The organism is Stenotrophomonas sp. FR012 (genome assembly GCF_047520565.2).
Lineage (GTDB): Bacteria > Pseudomonadota > Gammaproteobacteria > Xanthomonadales > Xanthomonadaceae > Stenotrophomonas > Stenotrophomonas sepilia.
Window position 1 is genome coordinate 125,574 of sequence record NZ_JAXBQL020000007.1, and the last position, 19,066, is coordinate 144,639.

Annotated in this window: 22 protein-coding genes; 9 read left to right on the forward strand and 13 right to left on the reverse strand. The window is 67.9% G+C overall.

The annotated features are described in order from the left end of the window. Window positions 1-68 precede the first annotated feature (68 nt). Window positions 69-788 (forward strand): GntR family transcriptional regulator, encoded by a 720-nt coding sequence (locus ACM0O9_RS13420; protein WP_049414197.1) that lies wholly within the window; start codon window positions 69-71, stop codon window positions 786-788. A gap of 45 nt (window positions 789-833) precedes the next feature. Here ACM0O9_RS13420 and ACM0O9_RS13425 read toward each other — a convergent pair whose 3' ends face one another. Then, complete coding sequence (locus ACM0O9_RS13425) at window positions 834-1,166, reverse strand: hypothetical protein (protein WP_414604033.1); 333 nt, start codon at window positions 1,164-1,166, stop codon at window positions 834-836. A gap of 152 nt (window positions 1,167-1,318) precedes the next feature. On the opposite strand from ACM0O9_RS13425, the gene ACM0O9_RS13430 reads away from it, so the two are divergent. Further along, a complete protein-coding gene (locus ACM0O9_RS13430) occupies window positions 1,319-2,266 on the forward strand; it encodes a nucleoside hydrolase (protein WP_005415667.1) in 948 nt (315 codons plus the stop codon). A 4-nt stretch (window positions 2,267-2,270) separates the two neighbouring features. On the opposite strand, the gene ACM0O9_RS13435 is transcribed toward ACM0O9_RS13430, so the two are convergent. The 5 genes from ACM0O9_RS13435 to ACM0O9_RS13455 all read right to left on the reverse strand — a co-directional run bounded on the left by ACM0O9_RS13435 (window position 2,271) and on the right by ACM0O9_RS13455 (window position 7,166). After that, complete coding sequence (locus ACM0O9_RS13435) at window positions 2,271-3,530, reverse strand: MFS transporter (protein ID WP_065186004.1); 1,260 nt, start codon at window positions 3,528-3,530, stop codon at window positions 2,271-2,273. Window positions 3,531-3,714: 184 nt separating this feature from the next. Continuing rightward, window positions 3,715-5,028: a sensor histidine kinase gene (locus ACM0O9_RS13440; RefSeq protein WP_235649511.1), complete on the reverse strand. Its 1,314-nt coding sequence runs from the start codon at window positions 5,026-5,028 to the stop codon at window positions 3,715-3,717. Then, window positions 5,025-5,765: a response regulator gene (locus ACM0O9_RS13445; protein ID WP_005415664.1), complete on the reverse strand. Its 741-nt coding sequence runs from the start codon at window positions 5,763-5,765 to the stop codon at window positions 5,025-5,027. The genes ACM0O9_RS13440 and ACM0O9_RS13445 overlap by 4 nt, the downstream gene beginning before the upstream one ends. Window positions 5,766-5,822: 57 nt before the next feature. Further along, on the reverse strand, window positions 5,823-6,368 hold the full coding sequence (locus ACM0O9_RS13450) for a redoxin family protein (protein WP_164092694.1): 546 nt from the start codon (window positions 6,366-6,368) through the stop codon (window positions 5,823-5,825). A gap of 3 nt (window positions 6,369-6,371) precedes the next feature. Further along, window positions 6,372-7,166 carry an alpha/beta fold hydrolase gene (locus tag ACM0O9_RS13455; RefSeq protein ID WP_005415662.1) on the reverse strand — a complete coding sequence of 265 codons (795 nt, stop codon included), beginning with the start codon at window positions 7,164-7,166 and terminating at the stop codon, window positions 6,372-6,374. Between the two features lie 342 nt (window positions 7,167-7,508). On the opposite strand from ACM0O9_RS13455, the gene ACM0O9_RS13460 reads away from it, so the two are divergent. The 5 genes from ACM0O9_RS13460 to ACM0O9_RS13480 all read left to right on the forward strand — a co-directional run bounded on the left by ACM0O9_RS13460 (window position 7,509) and on the right by ACM0O9_RS13480 (window position 11,080). Further along, window positions 7,509-8,153 carry an HvfX family Cu-binding RiPP maturation protein gene (locus ACM0O9_RS13460; protein ID WP_005415661.1) on the forward strand — a complete coding sequence of 215 codons (645 nt, stop codon included), beginning with the start codon at window positions 7,509-7,511 and terminating at the stop codon, window positions 8,151-8,153. A gap of 100 nt (window positions 8,154-8,253) precedes the next feature. After that, entirely contained in the window at window positions 8,254-8,730 is a 477-nt protein-coding gene (locus tag ACM0O9_RS13465; protein WP_005415660.1) for an HvfA family oxazolone/thioamide-modified RiPP metallophore, read from the forward strand. Window positions 8,731-8,786: 56 nt separating this feature from the next. Then, complete coding sequence (locus ACM0O9_RS13470; protein WP_235649509.1) at window positions 8,787-9,632, forward strand: HvfB family MNIO-type RiPP peptide maturase; 846 nt, start codon at window positions 8,787-8,789, stop codon at window positions 9,630-9,632. After that, window positions 9,625-10,359: an HvfC family RiPP maturation protein gene (locus ACM0O9_RS13475; RefSeq protein WP_065186007.1), complete on the forward strand. Its 735-nt coding sequence runs from the start codon at window positions 9,625-9,627 to the stop codon at window positions 10,357-10,359. The genes ACM0O9_RS13470 and ACM0O9_RS13475 overlap by 8 nt, the downstream gene beginning before the upstream one ends. Before the next feature lie 82 nt (window positions 10,360-10,441). Next, window positions 10,442-11,080: a ferric reductase-like transmembrane domain-containing protein gene (locus ACM0O9_RS13480; RefSeq protein ID WP_065178140.1), complete on the forward strand. Its 639-nt coding sequence runs from the start codon at window positions 10,442-10,444 to the stop codon at window positions 11,078-11,080. A 137-nt stretch (window positions 11,081-11,217) separates the two neighbouring features. On the opposite strand, the gene ACM0O9_RS13485 is transcribed toward ACM0O9_RS13480, so the two are convergent. The 6 genes from ACM0O9_RS13485 to ACM0O9_RS13510 form a co-directional block, all read right to left on the reverse strand. Beyond that, on the reverse strand, window positions 11,218-12,354 hold the full coding sequence (locus tag ACM0O9_RS13485) for a metallophosphoesterase (RefSeq protein ID WP_065178141.1): 1,137 nt from the start codon (window positions 12,352-12,354) through the stop codon (window positions 11,218-11,220). 102 nt (window positions 12,355-12,456) lie between these two features. Next, window positions 12,457-13,998 (reverse strand): TerC family protein, encoded by a 1,542-nt coding sequence (locus tag ACM0O9_RS13490; protein WP_065186008.1) that lies wholly within the window; start codon window positions 13,996-13,998, stop codon window positions 12,457-12,459. A gap of 43 nt (window positions 13,999-14,041) precedes the next feature. Further along, window positions 14,042-14,266 carry a helix-turn-helix domain-containing protein gene (locus tag ACM0O9_RS13495; protein WP_005415654.1) on the reverse strand — a complete coding sequence of 75 codons (225 nt, stop codon included), beginning with the start codon at window positions 14,264-14,266 and terminating at the stop codon, window positions 14,042-14,044. Beyond that, the gene (locus ACM0O9_RS13500; RefSeq protein ID WP_032954010.1) at window positions 14,266-14,733 is read right to left on the reverse strand and encodes a DUF2975 domain-containing protein; all 468 of its coding nucleotides are present in this window, start codon (window positions 14,731-14,733) and stop codon (window positions 14,266-14,268) included. The genes ACM0O9_RS13495 and ACM0O9_RS13500 overlap by 1 nt, the downstream gene beginning before the upstream one ends. A gap of 204 nt (window positions 14,734-14,937) precedes the next feature. After that, window positions 14,938-15,519, reverse strand: a complete 582-nt coding sequence (locus ACM0O9_RS13505; protein ID WP_065178143.1) for an NMCC_0638 family (lipo)protein — start codon at window positions 15,517-15,519, stop codon at window positions 14,938-14,940. Window positions 15,520-15,613: 94 nt separating this feature from the next. After that, window positions 15,614-16,045, reverse strand: coding sequence for a pyridoxamine 5'-phosphate oxidase family protein (locus ACM0O9_RS13510; protein ID WP_053497616.1), 432 nt, complete (start codon window positions 16,043-16,045; stop codon window positions 15,614-15,616). Between the two features lie 285 nt (window positions 16,046-16,330). Between ACM0O9_RS13510 and ACM0O9_RS13515 the strand changes: the two genes are divergently transcribed. Next, window positions 16,331-16,768, forward strand: coding sequence for a hypothetical protein (locus ACM0O9_RS13515; RefSeq protein ID WP_065178144.1), 438 nt, complete (start codon window positions 16,331-16,333; stop codon window positions 16,766-16,768). 37 nt (window positions 16,769-16,805) lie between these two features. Continuing rightward, a complete protein-coding gene (locus ACM0O9_RS13520) occupies window positions 16,806-17,312 on the forward strand; it encodes a PaaI family thioesterase (RefSeq protein ID WP_065178145.1) in 507 nt (168 codons plus the stop codon). 9 nt (window positions 17,313-17,321) lie between these two features. Here ACM0O9_RS13520 and ACM0O9_RS13525 read toward each other — a convergent pair whose 3' ends face one another. Further along, window positions 17,322-19,064, reverse strand: a complete 1,743-nt coding sequence (locus tag ACM0O9_RS13525) for a GGDEF domain-containing protein (RefSeq protein ID WP_235649507.1) — start codon at window positions 19,062-19,064, stop codon at window positions 17,322-17,324. Between the last annotated feature and the right edge of the window lie 2 nt (window positions 19,065-19,066).

Consider the following 19,066-nt stretch of genomic DNA (forward strand, 5'->3'; position numbering starts at 1 on the left):
CATGAAGCCATCCAGCGATCACGGGTTGCCGGCCAGCGGTCGGCACTACCTGGCGGTACACTTCCTCCATGGCCATTGCCCCCGCCCCGCGATCACCGAAGAAGCGCGCGCCTCTGTATGAAGAGGTGGCCGACCACGTGCGCGAGCGCATCTACGACTACCGGCTGCCGCCGGGCGAGTGGATCGACGAGCCCGCGCTGTGCGAAGAACTGGGCATCAGCCGCACGCCGCTGCGCGAGGCGTTGAAGCTGCTGGCCGCCGAAGGCCTGGTACAGATCGACGCAGGTCGTGGCAGCCGGGTCACCCGGTTGACGCTGGAAGACCTCAACCAGCTGTTCCCGGTAATGGCCATGCTGGAAGGCCGTTGCGCACACGAGGCGGTCAGGCACATCGATGATGCCGGCGTGCAGCAGCTGGAAGATCTGCATGCAGCGATGGAAACCGCGGCGGCCGAGGGCAACATTGCCGAGTACTACCGCAACAACTACCTGATCCACGAAACCGTGCAGCATTACGCGGGCAATCCGTGGCTGATCCGCATCACCCACGACCTGCACCGCATCCTGAAGATGCATCGCGGCCGCCAGCTGCTGACCCCGGGCCGCACGGCGCAGTCGCTGGCCGAACACCGCGAGTTGATGGAGTGCTTCCGCCGCCGCGATGCGCAGGCTGCCGAACGCACCATGGAGCGCCATCTGCTCAGCCAGGGCCAGGCATTGGCCGCCTATGTGGCAGCGGGCGGGTTGTTGAACGTGCCAGCGCCCTTGCCGACCGAAGGCGGCGGTTGAGCGGATGAGGTTGCCGGCCAGCGGCCGGCATCCTGGAACATCTCGTCAATCGCCACCACCGCAGCTGCCGCCGTCACCGCTGCCACCGTCGCTGCTGCAGTCGGAGCTGCTGTGACTTTGATGGCTGTAGCTGTCGCCGGATTGGCCGCCCGGATGATCGTAGCCATCGCCGAAACTGTTGTCGCCCCGGATCCCGGAGCCATAGGCCGTAGCCACCGCCATGCACAGGATGGCGCCGACCAGCGGCAGCAGCCAGACCAGCAGCAGCTGCACCGTCCGGCCACCCGCCGACAGCCCATCACGCCTGACGATCACCACGGTGGCCACCACGTTCAGGCCCAGCACCAGCAGGACCAGCAGAAGGGCAACGATCAGCATTCGGCGACTCCATGCCTGGACTGGAGGCATTATGGCCTGCCACCCCGGCAATGGCCCTGCCTGTCATGAAGATGGGACAATGTGGGGGCGCGCCGGCCTGCCCCGTGGCCGCCGGCGCCCCTCGCACCACACGGAAGAAGAAGAACAACAACATGCTGAAAGTCATTTTCGATACCGACCCGGGCGTCGACGACGCCCTGGCCCTGCTTTACCTGCACAAGCACGCCCAGATCGACCTGATCGGTGTCACCACCACCTTCGGCAATGCCTCGGTGGAGTCGACCACGCACAACGCGCTGTACCTGAAGCAGGCCTGGGGCTTCGCCGCCCCGGTCGCGCGCGGTGCCGATGGCCCGCTGCAGCCGGAAGCCACCCCGGAAGCGTGGCCGGTGCACATCCACGGCCACAACGGCCTGGGCAACCACCCGGTGCCGGCCAGCCTGGACGTGGCCGCCGATGCCCGCCCGGCCCATCAGCTGATCATCGATCTGGTCCGCGCCCATCCGGGCGAAGTGACCCTGGTCGCGGTCGGCCGCATGACCAACCTGGCCCTGGCCCTGCAGCAGGCCCCGGACATCGCCGGCCTGGTACGCGGCGTGGTGATCATGGGCGGCGCCTTCCACGTCAACGGCAACATCACCCCGGCCGCCGAGGCCAATATCTGGGGCGATGCCGAAGCCGCCGACGTGGTGTTCACCGCCAGCTGGCCAGTCACCGCGATCGGCCTGGACGTGACCACCCGCGTGGAAATGGACCGTGACGGCCTGGATAAGCTGGCCACCATCGGCGGTGCCGACGCCGAGCTGGTCCGTGCGCTGTCGCAGGATTACGTGGACTTCTACCTGCAGGCCGGCCACAAGGGCATGGTCGTGCATGACTGCTGCGCGTGCATCGCGCTGACCCGCCCGGAACTGTTCCAGTTCGAGCGCGCCAGCGTGCGCGTGGCCACCGACGGCGTCGCCCGCGGCATGACCATTCCCAAGCCGGAAGGCCTGGCATTCGGCCCCAGCGTGTGGGACGGCCACGTGGTGCAGTCGATCGCCATCGGTGTGGATGCGGCCGCGGTACTGGCCGACATCGAGCAGACCCTGAAGGTCTGACCGGCTAGCGCCTGGCCCTGCCCGGGACCGTCTCGGGCAGGGTCCACAGCACCGGCAGCACCAGCACCGCCACCAGCGCGATCATCGCGCCCGGCGCCGCCGCCCAGCCGCTGCGCTCCACCCACCATTGCGCCAGCCATGGCGTTGCCCCGCCGAAGAAGGCAGTGGCCATTGTTACTCCCAGTGCCAGGCCGCTGACCCGGCCTTCGCCTGGGAACTGCTCAGCCGTGGCCGGGGCCGCCACCGCGCTTACACCGCCGGCCACGCAGGCCAGCAGCACCGCCGCCAGCACGATGCCCAGCGCCGTCGCCTGTGCCATCCACGCAAACAGGGACAGCGGCAGCAGCGCTGCCAGCACGGTCAGGCCCAACAACACCGGACGTCGTCCGATGCGGTCCGACAATGCGCCACACAGGGGCGTGATCGCGATCACTGCCACCGCCGCGATCGTCGACAGCCACAGTGCGTCACCCTCATCGTGGCCCTGCGCGTGCAGGAATGCAGGCACATAGGTGATGCCCACGTAGTAAGTGATCGATCCCAGCGCCGAAATCGCGAACGTGCGCGCCACCGCCAACGGATGATGCTGCAGCACATGCCGCAGTGGTGTGGCGGGAATGCTGCCTTCGCGGCGCTGGCGCTCGAACTCCGGCGACTCGTGCATGCCCGAACGCGCAATCAGGATCACCAGCGCAAGCGCGGCGCCGACGAGGAACGGAATCCGCCAGCCCCAACGGTCCAGCTGCGCGGTGGGCAGCAGCGCGACGGTAAGTGCAGAGATCGCCACCGCCAGCAGTGCGCCCACTTCGCTGGCCGCCGAAGCCAATGACGTAACCAGGCCGCGTCGGCGCGCCGGTGCGCTTTCCAGCAGGTACGCCACCACGCCGGTATATTCGCCGCCCACCGAGAACGCCATCACGCAGCGCAGCACCAGCAGCAGCACGCCGGCCGTGGCGCCTGCGGTGGCCGCGGTCGGCAGCAGCGCAGTGGCCAGCATTGCCGCTGCCATCAACGCCATCGACGCGAGCAACATCCAGCGTCGGCCGAGCCGGTCACCCAGGTGACCAAAGCACAGCGCGCCCAGCGGACGCATCAGGTAGGACACCGCGAAGCCAGCCAAGGTCACCAGCAACGCCTGCTCGCCACCGCCGAAGAACACCCGCGACAGCACCGTGGCGAAGTACAGGTACAGGGTGAAGTCGTACCACTCCACCACCGTGGACAGGCCCGCCACCCACATCGAGCGCTGCCGCGCCGCCGTCATTGCGTGTTCGCCTTCAACAGCCTCGGTCCCGGTTGGGCAGGTTCCGCGCAGCGTGGCATGGACGGGGTGAAATGCCGGTCATCGGCTGTCGGCTGCGTGCATGCACTGAGTTTCATGACCGGTGAAGCGCTCACCGCCAAGGCCGAAGCAGAAGCATCCTTGCTGGAACACAAGGCCGGGCAACTCAGCCCGGCAGCTGCAGTTCCGCCCGCAGGCCGCCACCCTCGCGGTTGTGCAACCGCAGCGAGCCGCCCAGCGACTGCGCCAGCTGCACCGCGATGGCCAGGCCCAGGCCGGTCCCGCCGGTATCGCGATTGCGCGAGCTTTCCAGCCGGTGGAACGGCGCCAGCACTGCCTGCAGCTGGCCCTCGGGAATACCGGGGCCACGGTCGGAAATGCTGATCCAGACCCTTCCGGCCTTATCGCGGCCCGCCTCGATCTCGGCGGCGCCGGCGTAGCGCAATGCGTTGTCGACCAGATTGCCGACCACGCGGCGCAGCGGCTGCGGCCAGGTCTGCACGACCAGTCCAGCGGGCGCACCGCCAGTGACCGGCTTGCCCATGTCCTCGTAGTCGCCGACCACACTGGCGAGGAACGCGCCCAGGTCCATCGACACCGGCGCGCCAGCGGCAACGTGGCTGCTGCGCGCATAGGCCACGCCCTCACGCACCAGCTGCCCAAGGTGATCGAGGTCGGCCAGCAGGCGCTGCTGGGTGCTGTCTTCAGGCAGGGTCTCCACCCGCAGCTTCATGCGCGTGATGGGGGTCTGCAGGTCATGCGAGATCGCGGCCAGGATCTGCAGGCGCTCACTGACATGGCCACGAATGCGTGCCTGCAGTGCATTGAGTGCAGCCGCCGCGCCGCCCACTTCCGCAGGGCCATCTTCAGGCAGTACAGGCCCGTCCTTGCCCGGCTGCAGATGCTCCACCGCATGCGACAGCTGCTGCAGCGGGCGCAGGGCCAGGCGCACCGCCAACCACGCGCACACCAGCAGCAGCGCCAGCTGCACCAGCAGCACGGCGGGCAGCCAACGTGCCAGCGGCAGGCCCGACGGAGTGACTTCAATGGTCAAGGGTGTGCCGTCGTGCAGGCGCAGTTCCACCTCGAACCGCTCCGGCAGGCGAGCCACCTGGCGCGCCTGCAACGGATAGCGGTGCTGCAGGCTGTCGTCGATGATCGCCGTGACCTGGCGTGCACGATCGGTCTGCAGCCCTGGTCCGGCCGCGGCCGGGCGCAGCAGGTAACGGTAGGTGCGCCGCTCCAGCCGCGGCACCCAGGCCTCACGCTGCGCCACAGGCAGGTGCTCCAGCAGCGCGACACTCACCGCCACATCCTCGTCGAGGTTGCGCAGCATCATGCTACGAGTGGACTGGTAGCGTTCGAAGAACAGCAGGCCGAAGGACAGCGCGTGGGCCAGGGTGAGTCCGCCCAGCAGGACCAGCAGCAGCCGCGCCGACAGCGTGCGCGGCCAGCGTGGACGGCGTGCGCAGGTGTTCATTCGTCTGGCCCCAGCAACTGCACCGGCACGCTGAACACATAGCCTTCGCTGCGCACGGTCTTGATGTAGGTCGGCTCGCGCGCGTCGTCACCCAGTCGCTGGCGCACGCGGCTGACCAGCAGGTCGATCGAGCGATCAAACAGTTCGGCATCGCGGCCCTGGGTGAGGCTGAGCAGCTGGTCACGGCTAAGCACCCGATTGGCGTGGTCGAGGAACACGCGCAACAGGCGGAACTCGGCGCCACTGAGCGGATACGCAGTGTCCTGCGCATCCAGCAGATGGCGCGCGGTGGTGTCCAGGCGCCACTCGCCGAAGGCGAGCTGGCGCCCGGCCTCGCTCACCTGCAGGTTCGGCGGCAGCATCTGCGTGCGGCGGATCACGGCGTTGATGCGCGCCAGCAGTTCGCGCGAGGAAAAGGGCTTGGTCACGTAGTCGTCAGCGCCCATTTCCAGGCCGATGATGCGATCGGTTTCGTCATCGCGGGCGGTCAGCAGCACCACCGGCACCGCACGATGCTTGCCGGCGCGCAGGTTGCGGCACAGGCTCAGGCCGTCCTCGCCCGGCATCATCACGTCCAGCACTACCAGATCCACCGCATGGGTATCCATCAGCGCGCGCATGGCCCGGCCACCGTCGGCCTGGCTCACGCGCAGGCCGTTGCGCTGCAGGTAGTCGGCCAGCATCTGGCGGATCTCGCTGTCATCGTCGACGACCAGGATGTGCGGTACATGGTTCATTGCGTTCTCGATGAAGACGGAGGTCAGGGCCGCGCTGCGCGGCCATGGTAGCGCGGCTCATGGGCTGGCCAGCAGGCGCTGGATCTCGCTTTCGGTACGTGCGTAGTCGCCCTCGCCGTAATGGCGATAGACCACCCGCCCCTGCCGGTCGAGCAGGTACAGCGCGGGCCAGAAGCGGTTGCCCCAGGCGTTCCAGATCCGGTACTGGTTGTCCTGCACCACCGGCCAGGTGATATCCAACCGCGCGATGGCCTTGCGCACGTTGCCGGGCAACCCTTCATGGGCGAATTCCGGCGTATGCACGCCGATCACCTTCAGGCCCTGCGGTGCGTAGCGTGCATGCCACTGGTGGACATACGGCGCCACGTTGAGGCAGTTGCTGCAGGTGTAGGTCCAGAACTCGACCAGCACCACCTGTCCCCGCAACTGCTTCAGTGTGAGCGGTGGGCTGTTGTGCCAGGGCCCGCCACCGTCGAACCCGGTGGCGGGAACGGCCTGTGCCGGCCGCGCATCGGCCTCCGGGCTGGGCCATGCCAGCAACAACACCGCTCCGCCCAGCAGGCTCAGCAGCAGCGGCAGTGCGTACCCTCGCAGTGCGGCCATCGCTCAGCCCCCCTGCTCAGCCAGCGGCAGCTCCACCGGCTTCACCCCGGCCGCTTCCAGGATGCTGTCGGCCACCTGCGCCGGATGCGAAAGCAGCGACACATGGCTGCTGCCGATCGATTGCAGCTGAGCACCGATGCGACGTGCGGTCGCGGCCTGCAGCTGTGGCGACAGCATGCGGTCATCACGGCTGAGCACGTACCAGCTCGGCTTGCTGCGCCAGGCCGCCACGTTCACCACCTCGCCCAGCGCGCTTGCCTTCAACGGGACCTGCGTGCTGTACAGCAGTGCGGCCGACTTTTTCATCACGTCCGGGGCGAAGTCCTGGGCGATGGCATCGGCCGGCAAGGTCAGGTAGCCATCCCTCTCCTGCAGCCGGGCCAGGCCCGGCCCGACCGGGAAGCCTTCGCCCTGTTGCGCCGAAGACTGCCCTGCATCCGGTGCGAAGGCCGCCACGTACACCAGCGCCTGCACCTTCGGGTCATTGCCCGCTTCGGTGATGACCGTGCCACCCCAGCTGTGGCCGACCAGCACCACCTTGCCAGGCGCGGCGGCAATCGCGCGGCGGGTGGCCGCCACATCGTCGGCCAGTGAGGTGAGCGGGTTCTGCACCGCCACCGCCGGCACCTTCCAGTCGTGCAGCGTGGTGAGGACCTTGCTCCAGCTTGAGCCATCGGCGAAGGCGCCGTGCACCAGGATGACGGTGGGCGGTGCAGCGGTATCGGCCTGGGTAGCGAAGGCGGGGGCGGCAGCGCCGGCCAGAGCGAGAGCGGCGGCAAGCAAGGAGGTACGGATCATGGGTGTCACTCCGGTGTTGGGAGTGGCCATTTCCGCCTGCCGGTGTATCGGCGCTGTTTCTCCGTGGCGCGGAGTTGTACCGGACTGTAGGGCGCAGGCGGGTTTCTACACTGGGATACATTTGCGCGACGGGCCAGGCCGGCTACTACCGGCCGGACATCGTTCCCCGCCCGCGTGCGCACAACGCCCCGATGTGCATCCACGCATCGTCTTTGTATCGGACTGTACGAAACCCCGGTCGCGGCCACAGTCGCTGACAAAACCCCGGGCAACGGCACACGTTGCCGATACCTGCACCGCCTGGAATGGCCTCCATCGACCACTGGCCCGCAGGACACCACCATGATCAGCACCGCCTCTTCCGTGTATACCCCCCGCCTGGACGCCGTCGGCCGCTGGCTGTCGCCATTGGCGCTGCGCACCCTGCTGGCCTGGGAGTTCTTTGAGTCCGGCCGCGAGAAGCTGGGCGGCCAGAACTGGTTCGCCGACCTGGAAGGTCGCTTCCCGTTCCCGTTCTCCACCCTGCCCGCATCGTTGAACTGGCAACTGGCCACCTGGCTGGAACTGGTGGGTGCGGTGATGCTGCTGCTCGGCCTGGCCACGCGCTCGGTGGCCTACGTCTTCTGGGTGTTGACGGTGGTCGCCATCGCCGCCGTGCACTGGCCCGACCAGTGGAACGGCCTGGGTGAACTCTGGCAGGGCTACGCGATCACAGACCAGGGCTACGGCAACTTCAAGCTGCCGCTGCTGTTCCTGGCCATGCTGCTGCCATTGATCCTCAACGGCGGTGGCGCGCTCAGCGTGGACCGGCTGCTGGCCGGCCCACAGCATGCCCCCGTCGGCAATGACGGCCTGGGCTGGGGCGTCAGCCTGATCGCCCTGTTGCTGCCGGTTGCCGCGCTGTTGCCCGGCGTCGGCTTCGGCGGCGCCCTGCTCGGTGGCGTGCTGCTGCTGGGCTACGCGTTGCGCCGTCGTCGCACCGTCTGACCTGCTTCGCCCCTTCCCGCGCTTCTTCCTTTCGTTTCCGTCGCCTTCAGGCGGCGTCCATCCCGCACGCCTGGCGTGCCATGCCCAAGGAGTCACCACCATGTCCGTCTCGACCAAGAACACCCCCTCCTCCCGCCTGCCGCGCATTGGTGCCATCGGCATCGCCCTGGCCGGTGGCCTGCTGCTGGCCGGCCAGGCCGCAGCGATCCAACCGCTGGCGATCAGCGCCGTCGCCATGGGCGCCGCCGCCGAAGGCAAGTGCGGCGAAGGCAAGTGCGGGGCCAACAAGGCCACCACCGGCAAGCCCGCCGGCAAGGCCAAGGTGGCCGAGGGCCAGTGTGGTGAAGGCAAGTGCGGCGACGCCTCGTTTGCCCGTACCGACCGTGACCACGACGGCAAGGTCTCGCGCGCCGAGTTCAACGCGGTGGCCGCCAAGCGTGCCGCCGAGTTCGACCGCATCGACACCGACCACGACGGTTACATCAGCGAGCAGGAAGCGCACGACTACCTGCGCAGCGTCTACACCGCCAACGGCAAGCCGATGCCGAAGGGCCTGTTCTCCCGCGTTGCCGATTGATCGACGTCCAACCGGCGCTGCCTTCAAGGCGGCGCCCTCTCTCTGGAGCATCCGCCATGTCCCTGCCCCTGCCCTCCAATGCCGCCGGTCTTGGCCTGCGCCGTGGCCTGATCGACGAACTGCTGGCAATGCCGGCCGGCGCCATCGACTTCCTCGAAGTGTCCCCTGACAACTGGATCGGCGTCGGCGGTGCACACGGCGCCGCGCTGCGCCAGCTCAGCGAGCGCCACCCCCTGACCTGCCACGGCCTGTCGCTGTCGCTGGGAGGTCCTGATCCGCTGGACCGCACCCTGCTGGCACAGACCCGTGCCTTCCTCGACCTGCACCAGGTGCAGCTGTACAGCGAACACCTGAGCTACTGCGCCGCCGGCGGACATGTCTACGACCTGCTGCCGCTGCCGTTCACCGCCGAAGCCGTACAGCATGTCGCCAGTCGCATCGCCCAGGTGCAGGACATGCTGGGCCGGCGCATCTCCGTGGAGAACATCTCCTACTACGCCGTTGCCGGCGCGGACATGAGCGAGATCGACTTCATCAACGCCGTGCTCGCCGAAGCCGACTGCGACCTGCTGCTGGACGTCAACAACGTCTTCGTCAACGCCTGCAACAACGATTACGACGCTTTCGAATTCCTGGCCCGCGTGCCGTCCCACCGTGTTGCCTCGCTGCATGTGGCCGGCCATTTCGATGAAGGTGATGGCTTCAAGATCGACACCCACGGTGCCCCGGTGAAAGGCGTGGTCTGGGCGCTGTTGCGCGAGGCCTATGCGCGGGTCGGCGTGCGCCCCACGCTGCTCGAACGCGACTTCAACTTTCCGCCGCTGGCGGAGTTGCTGGCCGAGGTCGCGCAGATCCGCCAGGCGCAAGCCGAGGCACGCTGGCCCGAGGTGGCCCATGGCTGAGTCGCTGGCTACCCTGCAACGGCGCTGGGCCGATCATGTGCGCGACCCAGCAATGGCCGCACCCGACAGCGTCGAGGCGGGCAGGCTGGCGGTATACCGCCGCCTGTGCATCGACAGCCTGGACGCCCTGCTGGCCGGCAGCCTGCCGCGCCTGCAACAGCAGTTGGGCACGCCACACTGGCGCGACACAGTGGAGCACTACTACGCCCACCACGCCTGCCAGACCCCGTTGTTCCCACAGATCGCCGGCGAGTTCACGGCCTGGCTGGCAGTGCAGGACGCGCTGGCACTCCCGGCCTGGGCAGCGGAACTTGCGCACTACGAGAGCACGCTGCAGTCGCTGCGCATTGAAGCGCGTGACGCCGGGCAGTCGCTGCACAGCGTTCCCGAGGGCAGCGATGTGCTGGCGGTTTCGCCGCTGGTGCGGGTGCTGGGCTACCGATGGCCGGTGCATGAGGACGAGGCCCTGGAGCCGGTGCCGAGCGCTGCGCCCACGCTGCTGCTGATCCGGCGCCTCGCCGATTTCAGCCTGCAGGTCGAGCAACTGTCGCCGCTGGCCTACGCGCTGCTATCGATCTTTGGTGACGACGGCGCAGCTGTGGAAGCAGCACTCCGGGCGCTGTCCGAGGCACATGGCGTGGCAACGGACGCATTGCGCGCGGCCTGCGCGCCCGTACTGGGCGAGCTGTGTGCGGCGAGCGTGCTGGTTGTGCCGAACGACTGTTGAGGGTGCCGGCCAGCGGCCGGTGCTACCCACTCATCGCCCGGCCAGCGGTCGGTGCTCCCCATTCCTGCTTCGAGGTCTCACCATGCCTGCTTCCAACACTTCCTTCCTGCACGGCTGGCGCCTGTTTGTGGCCATGGCCGTGGTCCTGATCGCATTCGCGCTGGCGGCCTTCGCCCTGTATCCCGATGCAGCCGAAGGCAGCCGTGCGGCGATACGGGTCACTGCACGTACATCGTTCCTGTTGTTCCTGGCGGCGTTCACCGCATCGTCGTTCGCCAGTCTTCTGCCCGGCCCATTCACCCGGTTCCTGCTGCGCGAACGGCGCACCGTCGGTTTGTCCTTCGCGTTTTCGCACCTGCTGCATGCCATCGCCATCACCAGTTTCGGCATCCTCAACCCGGCGTTCTGGCCAGCACGATCCGCGCTGGCCAACCTCCCGGGCACGGTGGGCTACATCGCCATCGTGGCGCTGGCCATCACCTCGCATCGGGGGATCGCCCGCCGCATGGGCCCCACCGCTTGGCGTCGCCTGCACCTGACCGGCATGTGGATCATCGCGGCGGTGTTCACCTACTCGTACTTCAAGCGCGTGCCAGGCAACTTCTGGTATGCGGTGCCGTCGGCCCTGCTGTTCACCGCCTTCGTGGTGCGCTGGATAGCCAAGCGGGCGCAGTCACTGCGGCGCAATGCGCATGCGCGGCCACCGCTGCGGAGTTCTTGAGGAGGCGGTTACTTGTGGAGCCGAGCCCATGCTCGGCTGTCTTTCTGGTTCAGCCGAGCATGGGCTCGGCTCTACAGAGGGATCCCAGCGCGATAGGCAGCGAACTCCCTGCGCAAAGGGACCTGCCCCACTTCAGGTCACGGCGCGCGGCGCAATGTCACCAGGGTGATCTCCGACGGCACGCCGATGCGCGCCGGGAAACCGGCCCAGAGGCCCGCACCGTTGCCCACGTACAGCGTCATCCCATCCACGTCATAGCGGCCGGAGACAAAACCGCCATTGGCGCGCTTCACCAGCTGGTCCATGCCGATGATCTGCCCACCGTGAGTGTGCCCGGACAGCTGCAGCTTCACCCCACGCGCCGCCGCCTCGCGTGCATTGCGCGGGCGATGATCGAGCAGGATCACCGGCGCGGACGGATCGGCACCCTCCAGTGCAGCCTGGAGATCCGGCAGCGGCAGGCCGTAGCGTGCCGCCACCGGGTCGGTGACACCGGCGATGGTGAGCGCCGCATCGCCGCGTCGTACCTGCAAATGACTGTTCTCCAGCACCTGCATGTGCAGCGCGCGGAACGCCTGCATCCATGCCTGGTACTGCGCGTAATACTCGTGGTTGCCGGTAATGGCAACGACACCGTCCGGCGCCCGCAGATCGGCCAGGGGTCGCGCGTCGTCGCGACGGGCCTCGACGCTGCCGTCGATCAGATCACCGGTGATCACGATCAGGTCCGGCTTCAGCGCGTTGCCCTGGTCCACCACCCTGCGCACCCAGTCACCTGTAAGCAGGCGGCTGGCATGGATGTCGGTCAGCTGCAGCACGCGATAGCCGTCGAACGCCGCTGGCAGCCCGGCAATGCTCACCTCGATCTGCCGCGGCTGGGGCACTGCCATGCCCTGGCTGACACCATAACCACTGACCAGCAGGGCCAGCACGCCGGCCGCCGGCCGCAGCTGCGGTGCACGCAGGGCCGATACCATGCGCGGCCAACGCAGCAGGCGCGAAACCAGCAGGCCGGCGTCCAGTACCAGCATCACCAATGCCAGCAGCAGCACCGCCGTGGAGCCGGTGGCCAGCGTGGCGATGGCCAGTTTCGGAATTTCCGGCGACGCCATCGTGCCCCAAAAGGTCGCCACGATGCGCAGCTGCACGGCCACAGCCACCATCAGCAGCGACAGCACGACCTTCAACCCGATGGGCATGCGCAGCGGCCAGAACAGGCGCCAGGCCACATACAGGCCCATCAACAAACCGATCGTACTCAGCACTGCAACCATCCATGACAGAAAGCGGGCCCGCCATGGTGACGGCTGCGGGCCATGTTGTGTAGAGCCGAGCCATGCTCGGCTGCATCCCCGAAGCCCAGCATGGGCTCGGCTCTACAACGGCTGGTCGAGGTGTTCCACCCGCAGGCGGGCAATGCGGCGCTTCTCCATCGCCAGCACGGTGATGCGCACACCCGCCACCTCCACCGCATCGCCGGTGTCCGGCAGCCGGCCCAGCTGCTCCAGCACCAGCCCGGAGATGGTCATGTAGTCGGCACTGCGTGGCAGCGATACGCCGGTCAGCCGCTGCAGGTCGTCCAGGGTCAGCGCACCGTCGGCCTCCCACTGGTCCTCGCCCTGCGCGACCACGCCATAGCGCTCGTCCTGGGTATCGACCAGATCGCCGGCAATCGCCGCCAGCAGATCGTTGGCGGTCACCAGGCCTTCCACGCTGCCGTACTCATCCACCGCCACCGCCAGCGGTACCGGATGCTGGCGGATCAGTTCCAGCGCCTGCAGCGCACTGGCGCTGGACAGCACGTACTGCGGCTCGCGCAGGTTGCCTTCCAGCTGCAGCGGCCTGCCCTGCAGCAGGTCAGCCAGCAGGTCGCGGCTCTGCACCACGCCACGCAGGCTGTCCAGGTCACCATCGCCCACCAGCAGCCGGGTGTGTGGCGATGCCACCAGGCGGGCCACCACATCCTCCTGGCCCCGCGCCAGGTCGATCCACTGCACATCGGCGCGCACGGTCATTACGCTCGACACCGGACGGTCAGCCAGGCCGAGCACGCTACGGATCATCTCGTGCTCGGCCGGCTGCAGGCGCTCTTCGGCATCTACCGGCTCGTCCACGCCGTCATCGGAATGGCCGTTGGCCGGGCGCGCCCCGAGCATGCGCAGCACCGCATCAGCGGTGCGCTGGCGGAACGGCTGGCGGCGCTCGTTGCGCTCACGATTGAAACGCACCCACTGGTTGAACGCCTCGACCAGGATCGAGAAGGCGATCGCGGCGTACAGGTAGCCCTTCGGGATCTTGTAGCCCAGGCCCTCGGCCACCAGGCTGAAACCGATCATCAGCAGGAAGCCCAGGCACAGCACCACCACGGTGGGATGCTTGTTGACGAAGCGGGTCAACGGCTTGCTCGCCAGCAGCATCAGCGCCATCGCGATGGTGACGGCGGCATACATCACGCCCAGGTTGTCGACCATGCCGACCGCGGTGATCACCGAGTCCAGCGAGAACACCGCATCGAGCACCACGATCTGCGCCACCACCATTGCGAAGCTGGCGTAGACCTTCTTGCCGTCTTCGTGGTGCGCGCGGCCTTCCAGCCGTTCGTGCAGCTCCATGGTGCCCTTGAACAGCAGGAACAGGCCACCGCCCAGCAGGATCAGGTCACGCCCGGAGAAGCTGTGCTCGAACAGCGTAAGCAGCGGCGCGGTCAGTTTCATGATCCAGGCCAGCGCCGCCAGCAGCACCAGCCGCATCAGCAGGGCCAGTGCCAGGCCGATCACCCGCGCGCGGTCGCGCTGGTGGGGCGGAAGCTTGTCGGCAAGGATCGCGATGAACACCAGGTTGTCGATGCCGAGCACGATCTCAAGCACGACCAGGGTTGCAAGGCCCATCCAAATCGAGGGGTCAGTCAACCATTCCATTTCAGGTCCGTTTCGTCATTGGGCAAGGGAGAAGAAGAAACACTCAGTCTGCTTCCTGCGCCCGCGCCGGGTCGTACCCGAGCAGGTCGCCAGGCGTGCATTGCAGCTCCCGGCAGATCGCATCCAGCGTGGAAAAGCGGATGGCGCGCGCCTTACCGGTCTTCAGGATCGACAGGTTCGCCAGGGTGATGTCGATGCGACCGGCCAGCTCGGACAGGGTCATGCCCCGTTCCTGCAGCACGCGGTCCAGGGTGATGACGATTGCCATCAGATGACACCGTCGAGGTCATCGCGCATCGCCGCGCCCACGGCGAAGACGCGTGCCAGCACGAACAGCATCAGCACCGCCACCAGCCCGGTGATCGACATGCCGCCGCCCACCTCCATCCAGCTGAAGTCCGGGCCCATCCAGGCCGCGTAGGCGCCGATCAGGATCGACAGCAGCTCCATCGCCAGCATCAGCCACGCCATGCGTTGCAGTCGCTGCGCATTGGCGTGGGTGAACGGCCTTTCGCGCGCCGCCGATTTCAGCAGCCGCAGCAGATGGCGCAGGAACAGCAGGCACAGCACCAGCAGCGCGACGATCACAGCCAGCCCCAGGCAGAAGTGCAGGAACAGGGCGTTGCCGTGCGCAGCAGCGGCAGCGGCATCGTGGACGCTGTCGAGCAGCCAGCGACGGTCGTGCGCGACCAGCGGCACGGCCAGCAGTGCGGCCAGGATGCCCAGCCAGCACATCGCCCGGACGGCCTGGACGGCGGCCTGGGCCAGGGTGAACAAGCCTCGCGCGGATCTGGCGCGGGCGGGACGAGCGGTCAAGCGGCCTCCGGCATTGGGGCGGCCTCGCCGCCCCGGGGTGTATTTATCGATAAACGATATATCACAACCAGCGTGAAAGGCTGAATCGCGGGCATGGGCAGCCTGCGCGGCGCGGGGCCAGCGTTACCGACTGGGTGCAGCCTGTTCCAGCATCGCTTCGCCCGGCGTCACCGAGGCCATCGCCTGCACGCCGGCCTCGGCGGCCTGCCGCGTGACCAGCCGGAAACGCACCTGCAGCTTGGCCTGCCCGGGCGTGGCCCAGCCGTACTGGATCGCCACCTGGTCCGCCGACAACGGCCCACGGCCTGGCAGCGAGCGCGCCTGCAACGGCGTCGGCGCCGCCTGCACCAACCGGGCAAAGCCCTTCTGCACGACCGCCGCGTCGGCCTTTTCGGCGTAGACCGTGCACGTGCCATCGTCAGCCCAGCTGACTGCATAGCGGCCGCTGGCCAGCGGCACCATCCAGGCCACGCCCGACTGCCCCTGCAGCAACGTTGCCGCCTCGGCAGGCTGCAGCGGTGACAGCCCGTTGGATTCCATCAACGACTGCAACCGCGCTGGCGCGCCGATGTGCTGCATGCAAGCGGTATCGAACAACTCACTGAAAGGGTCCTGCGCCTGTGCGCTGGCCTTGGGTGCACGCGCAGGCTGCGCCGCCACCAGGGCAGGCAGCAGGGCCAGGATCAGCCAGGAGGCAGGGCGCATTGGAACTCCAATGTACGGAACGCAGCGGGGAGGATGGCAAAGCCCGGGCGTGGCGTGCAACGGCCGCGTTGCCGCCGGCCTCCCCGCACCGGGATCAGGCTGTGATTTCGCCCTCGTCCTCGCCATCCCAGTAGTGGATGCGGCTGGCGCGCACATGGATCAGTACCAGTCCTGGTGTATCCACTCCCTGTTCGAACCACCGCTCCAGGTCCTTCACCCAGTGCTCGCGCATCGTGGCCCGATCGCGCACCAGCGCTGCCCTTCCCTGCACGTGCACGAACAGCGGCGGCTTGCCCAGCAGCGACTTGCTGCCGGAGAAACCCAGTGCGACGGCAGGGTCAGCCTCGATCTCGCGCACCATGTCGGTGTCTTCCATGGTGAAGAACCAGCTGTCACCGTCATAGTCCACGTCACCGTTGTTGCTCATGGGGCGACCGGCAATTTCTCCACCGGCGTGGGTCTGCAGCATCGTGAAATCGATGCCGGCCATTTTCTTGGCAAGTTCTGGGAGGGTGAGCTGGGTCACGGCGTGGTCCTTGATCGGAGGGACGCCCAGCGTCTGCGCAGAGCGGTGACCGGAAAGTGGAGGAGCACTTGCGGCCTCTTCACGGGAAACGAGATACGGCGCATGGTCCGTGCGTGACGCACTCCACACCACCATACCCACGTTAAAAGCAGATGGAGGAACGCCCCTGCGAAGCACCACAGCCGGCTAACAGGGGGCTGCCGGAGAATCGCGCAACCCCGTGGCACGACCGGCGTGGCAGCCGGCATCCGCGCGGCGACTCCTTCGCAACCGCATGGCCTCCACATGGATCTGTTCGCCTGGCTCGCGTTCGGCTGCTACCTGTTGGCGTTCTTCATTGTCTCGCTGTTTGCTGCAGCCTATCTGAAGCGCTCCGACTTCATGCCCTACCACGGGCAAGCCGTGGGCGTGCCGTGGGCGGAGATCGAACCGCGCATGCAGGTGCTGCTGATGGCGCTCATCCGCGTGGTCGGCGCCGGGTGGATCGCACTGGCCGGTGCCGGCGTGATGCTGGCCTGCCTGATCTTCTTCGGCGGTCACTTCGCACTGCCGCAGCTGCTGGCGTTCCAGCTGTTCTGCCTGGTCGCCACGCTGCCGCCGGTGCTGGTCGCCTCCGGTGTGCGGCGGCGTACCGGCGCACGTACACCGGTGCCCGCTGGCGCCGCGGTGGTGCTGCTGTCGGTCATCGGATTCGTGCTGGCCCTGTTGTCGCTACCGCAGTGAGTCCCCTTTCTCTCCCCTCCCCCCACGAGGCCCCACAATGAATCCCGAATCGATCTTCTACAGCGTGGTCAACGGTGATCTGCCCCCCTCCCAGGCCGGCACCCTGCTCGGCTGGCGCTTCGTTGGCTACGACGATGCATTACGCCGCATCCAGGTCGAATTCGAAGCCGGCGCCGTGCTCACCAACCCAATGGGCAATGTGCAGGGCGGTTTCCTGTCAGCGATGCTGGACGACTGCATGGGGCCGGCGATCTACGCCACCCTGCCCGCCAACCGCATCGCGGTCACGGTGGAATCCAAGACCAGTTTCGTCAGCCCGGCGCGGCCCGGGCGGATCATCGGGTGGGGCGAGGTCGAGCACAGCAAGGGCAGCATCGCCTTCACCCGCGGCTGGCTGACCGACCCGGCCGGCAAGGTGCTGGCCACCGCCAGCGCCACGTTCCGGGTGGGTGCACTGCGCTGGCGTGGGCTCTCGGTGCCGCGTCCCATCGCGCGCCGGATGATCGCGCGCACGCTGCGCCGCGTGCATGCGCGGATCGGCTGATGGGTGCCGTCAACGTGCCTTGCGGCCGCCACCGGCCACGCGCACGCGGTCGCGCCCCTGTGCCTTGGCCTGGTACATGGCCGCATCGGCGGCACGCAACAGGGTGCGCCAGCCCAGCGCATCGGTGCCACCCGCGGCCACGCCGAAGCTGGCGGTGACCCGCAGCACGTTGCCACCGGCCAGTGCGATGTCCAGCTGCCGCAGTGCCATGCGCAGCGACTCGGCCAATTGGCGTCCGCCGGCCAGGTCGCCGTCGGCCAGCAGCACCAGGAACTCCTCGCCACCGTAGCGGGCGATGCTGTCGCTGCGGCGCAGGTGGCGCTGCAGCAGCTGCGCCACCTGCACCAGCACCTGGTCGCCCGCATCATGCCCATGGCCGTCGTTGATGGCCTTGAAGCGATCGACATCCAGCAGGATCACCACCGCACTGTTGCCGCCGTCGGCATGCCGCTGCTGTACCCTTTCTTCCAGCGCGCGCCGGTTCAACAACCCGGTCAGCTCATCGGTGCCGGCCAACTGGCGCAGCTCGCTGGTCAACGCCGAGCGCTCGCGCGACTTCTCGCGCAGCACTTCAATGGCATCGAACAGGCGCTGCATCTCGGCCAGCGGGTGGGTCACATGCTGCTCCGGGCCGGGCGCTTCCGAGGCGATCTGGATGACCTGCTTCTGCGCCTGCAGCAGTGGCCGCAGGATCTGCAGGTGAGCAATGCGCAGCGCCACGCCAAGCACCACCAGCGTGCCCAGCACCGTCGCCACCAGCACCACCAGGCGCGTCGCTTCGCGGTTACGGGTGCGCTCGAAGCGGGCGATGGACACGCTCAGGTAACCGTCGCGCAGCGCCTCCAGCGACTGCAGGGTCGGCACGTAGCGCGTGGTGAACTCGGCGGCGGTCCACGGCGGCGGCACGCCACGCCGGCCATCCTCGATCAGCTGTTCGATCATTGGCAGCGATTCGCCGAAGAACTGGCGGCGCGCCATATCCCAATGCCAGGACAGCGCCGGATCACTGCGGAACACCGCTTCATGGCTGCCTGCCAGCCGCCACAGCTCCAGCAGGCGGCCTTCGGTCTGCAATGCAGCCCGCACCTGTTCGTCACGCCAGGCCCCCGGCACCGCGACCGGCGCCATCACGTTCGAGGCCAGGCGGCCACCATGCTCGCGCAGGTCGATCAGCACCTGGCCCTGCATTGCCGGGATCGCCGCTTCGCGGTCGGCACTGACCAGCACGCCGATCTGCGTCGAGGTCAACACGTGCAGGCGATCGACCACGGCGAACATGCTGCTGATCGCGCGCTCCACGTCTTCCACCCGGCGCGCGTCGTGCGACTGTGCCGCCACCTGGTCCACTGCGGCCCGCGCCGACTGCAGGCGACGTTGCACGTCGGCCAACAGCCCATGTTCGCCGACCACGCCGGGATCGGCCTTGAACACGGTGTCCAGTTGCAGCAGGGCGGTGTCGACCCGCTTGCGCGCAAACGCCAGCTGCGCGGTCAGCCGGGCCTGTTCGGCCGCATCGGCCGTATTGGCTCCCAGCAGGCTGTTGGCGGGGCCGCGCTCGGCCGACACCTGGTTGGCCAGGTCGAAGGTCTGCTGCAGCCGGCGCAGGCTGACCAGGTTGTCCTCGGCGGCGGTGAAGCGCAGCGTGCCCTGCACCAGTGCGATGGCCATCAGCGGCAGCGTACAGACTACGAACAGCCCGGCCAGGATCCAGACCCAGGTCCGCAATCCGATGGGCGACGCCTTGCGGGCCATGC

Coding starts and splice junctions, on each gene's coding strand:
- ACM0O9_RS13420 (WP_049414197.1), top strand. CDS start 69: ATGGCCATTGCCCCCGCCCCGCGATCACCGAAGAAGCGCGCGCCTCTG.
- ACM0O9_RS13425 (WP_414604033.1), bottom strand. CDS start 1,166: ATGCTGATCGTTGCCCTTCTGCTGGTCCTGCTGGTGCTGGGCCTGAAC.
- ACM0O9_RS13430 (WP_005415667.1), top strand. CDS start 1,319: ATGCTGAAAGTCATTTTCGATACCGACCCGGGCGTCGACGACGCCCTG.
- ACM0O9_RS13435 (WP_065186004.1), bottom strand. CDS start 3,530: ATGACGGCGGCGCGGCAGCGCTCGATGTGGGTGGCGGGCCTGTCCACG.
- ACM0O9_RS13440 (WP_235649511.1), bottom strand. CDS start 5,028: ATGAACACCTGCGCACGCCGTCCACGCTGGCCGCGCACGCTGTCGGCG.
- ACM0O9_RS13445 (WP_005415664.1), bottom strand. CDS start 5,765: ATGAACCATGTACCGCACATCCTGGTCGTCGACGATGACAGCGAGATC.
- ACM0O9_RS13450 (WP_164092694.1), bottom strand. CDS start 6,368: ATGGCCGCACTGCGAGGGTACGCACTGCCGCTGCTGCTGAGCCTGCTG.
- ACM0O9_RS13455 (WP_005415662.1), bottom strand. CDS start 7,166: ATGATCCGTACCTCCTTGCTTGCCGCCGCTCTCGCTCTGGCCGGCGCT.
- ACM0O9_RS13460 (WP_005415661.1), top strand. CDS start 7,509: ATGATCAGCACCGCCTCTTCCGTGTATACCCCCCGCCTGGACGCCGTC.
- ACM0O9_RS13465 (WP_005415660.1), top strand. CDS start 8,254: ATGTCCGTCTCGACCAAGAACACCCCCTCCTCCCGCCTGCCGCGCATT.
- ACM0O9_RS13470 (WP_235649509.1), top strand. CDS start 8,787: ATGTCCCTGCCCCTGCCCTCCAATGCCGCCGGTCTTGGCCTGCGCCGT.
- ACM0O9_RS13475 (WP_065186007.1), top strand. CDS start 9,625: ATGGCTGAGTCGCTGGCTACCCTGCAACGGCGCTGGGCCGATCATGTG.
- ACM0O9_RS13480 (WP_065178140.1), top strand. CDS start 10,442: ATGCCTGCTTCCAACACTTCCTTCCTGCACGGCTGGCGCCTGTTTGTG.
- ACM0O9_RS13485 (WP_065178141.1), bottom strand. CDS start 12,354: ATGGTTGCAGTGCTGAGTACGATCGGTTTGTTGATGGGCCTGTATGTG.
- ACM0O9_RS13490 (WP_065186008.1), bottom strand. CDS start 13,998: ATGGAATGGTTGACTGACCCCTCGATTTGGATGGGCCTTGCAACCCTG.
- ACM0O9_RS13495 (WP_005415654.1), bottom strand. CDS start 14,266: ATGGCAATCGTCATCACCCTGGACCGCGTGCTGCAGGAACGGGGCATG.
- ACM0O9_RS13500 (WP_032954010.1), bottom strand. CDS start 14,733: ATGTGCTGGCTGGGCATCCTGGCCGCACTGCTGGCCGTGCCGCTGGTC.
- ACM0O9_RS13505 (WP_065178143.1), bottom strand. CDS start 15,519: ATGCGCCCTGCCTCCTGGCTGATCCTGGCCCTGCTGCCTGCCCTGGTG.
- ACM0O9_RS13515 (WP_065178144.1), top strand. CDS start 16,331: ATGGATCTGTTCGCCTGGCTCGCGTTCGGCTGCTACCTGTTGGCGTTC.
- ACM0O9_RS13520 (WP_065178145.1), top strand. CDS start 16,806: ATGAATCCCGAATCGATCTTCTACAGCGTGGTCAACGGTGATCTGCCC.
- ACM0O9_RS13525 (WP_235649507.1), bottom strand. CDS start 19,064: ATGGCCCGCAAGGCGTCGCCCATCGGATTGCGGACCTGGGTCTGGATC.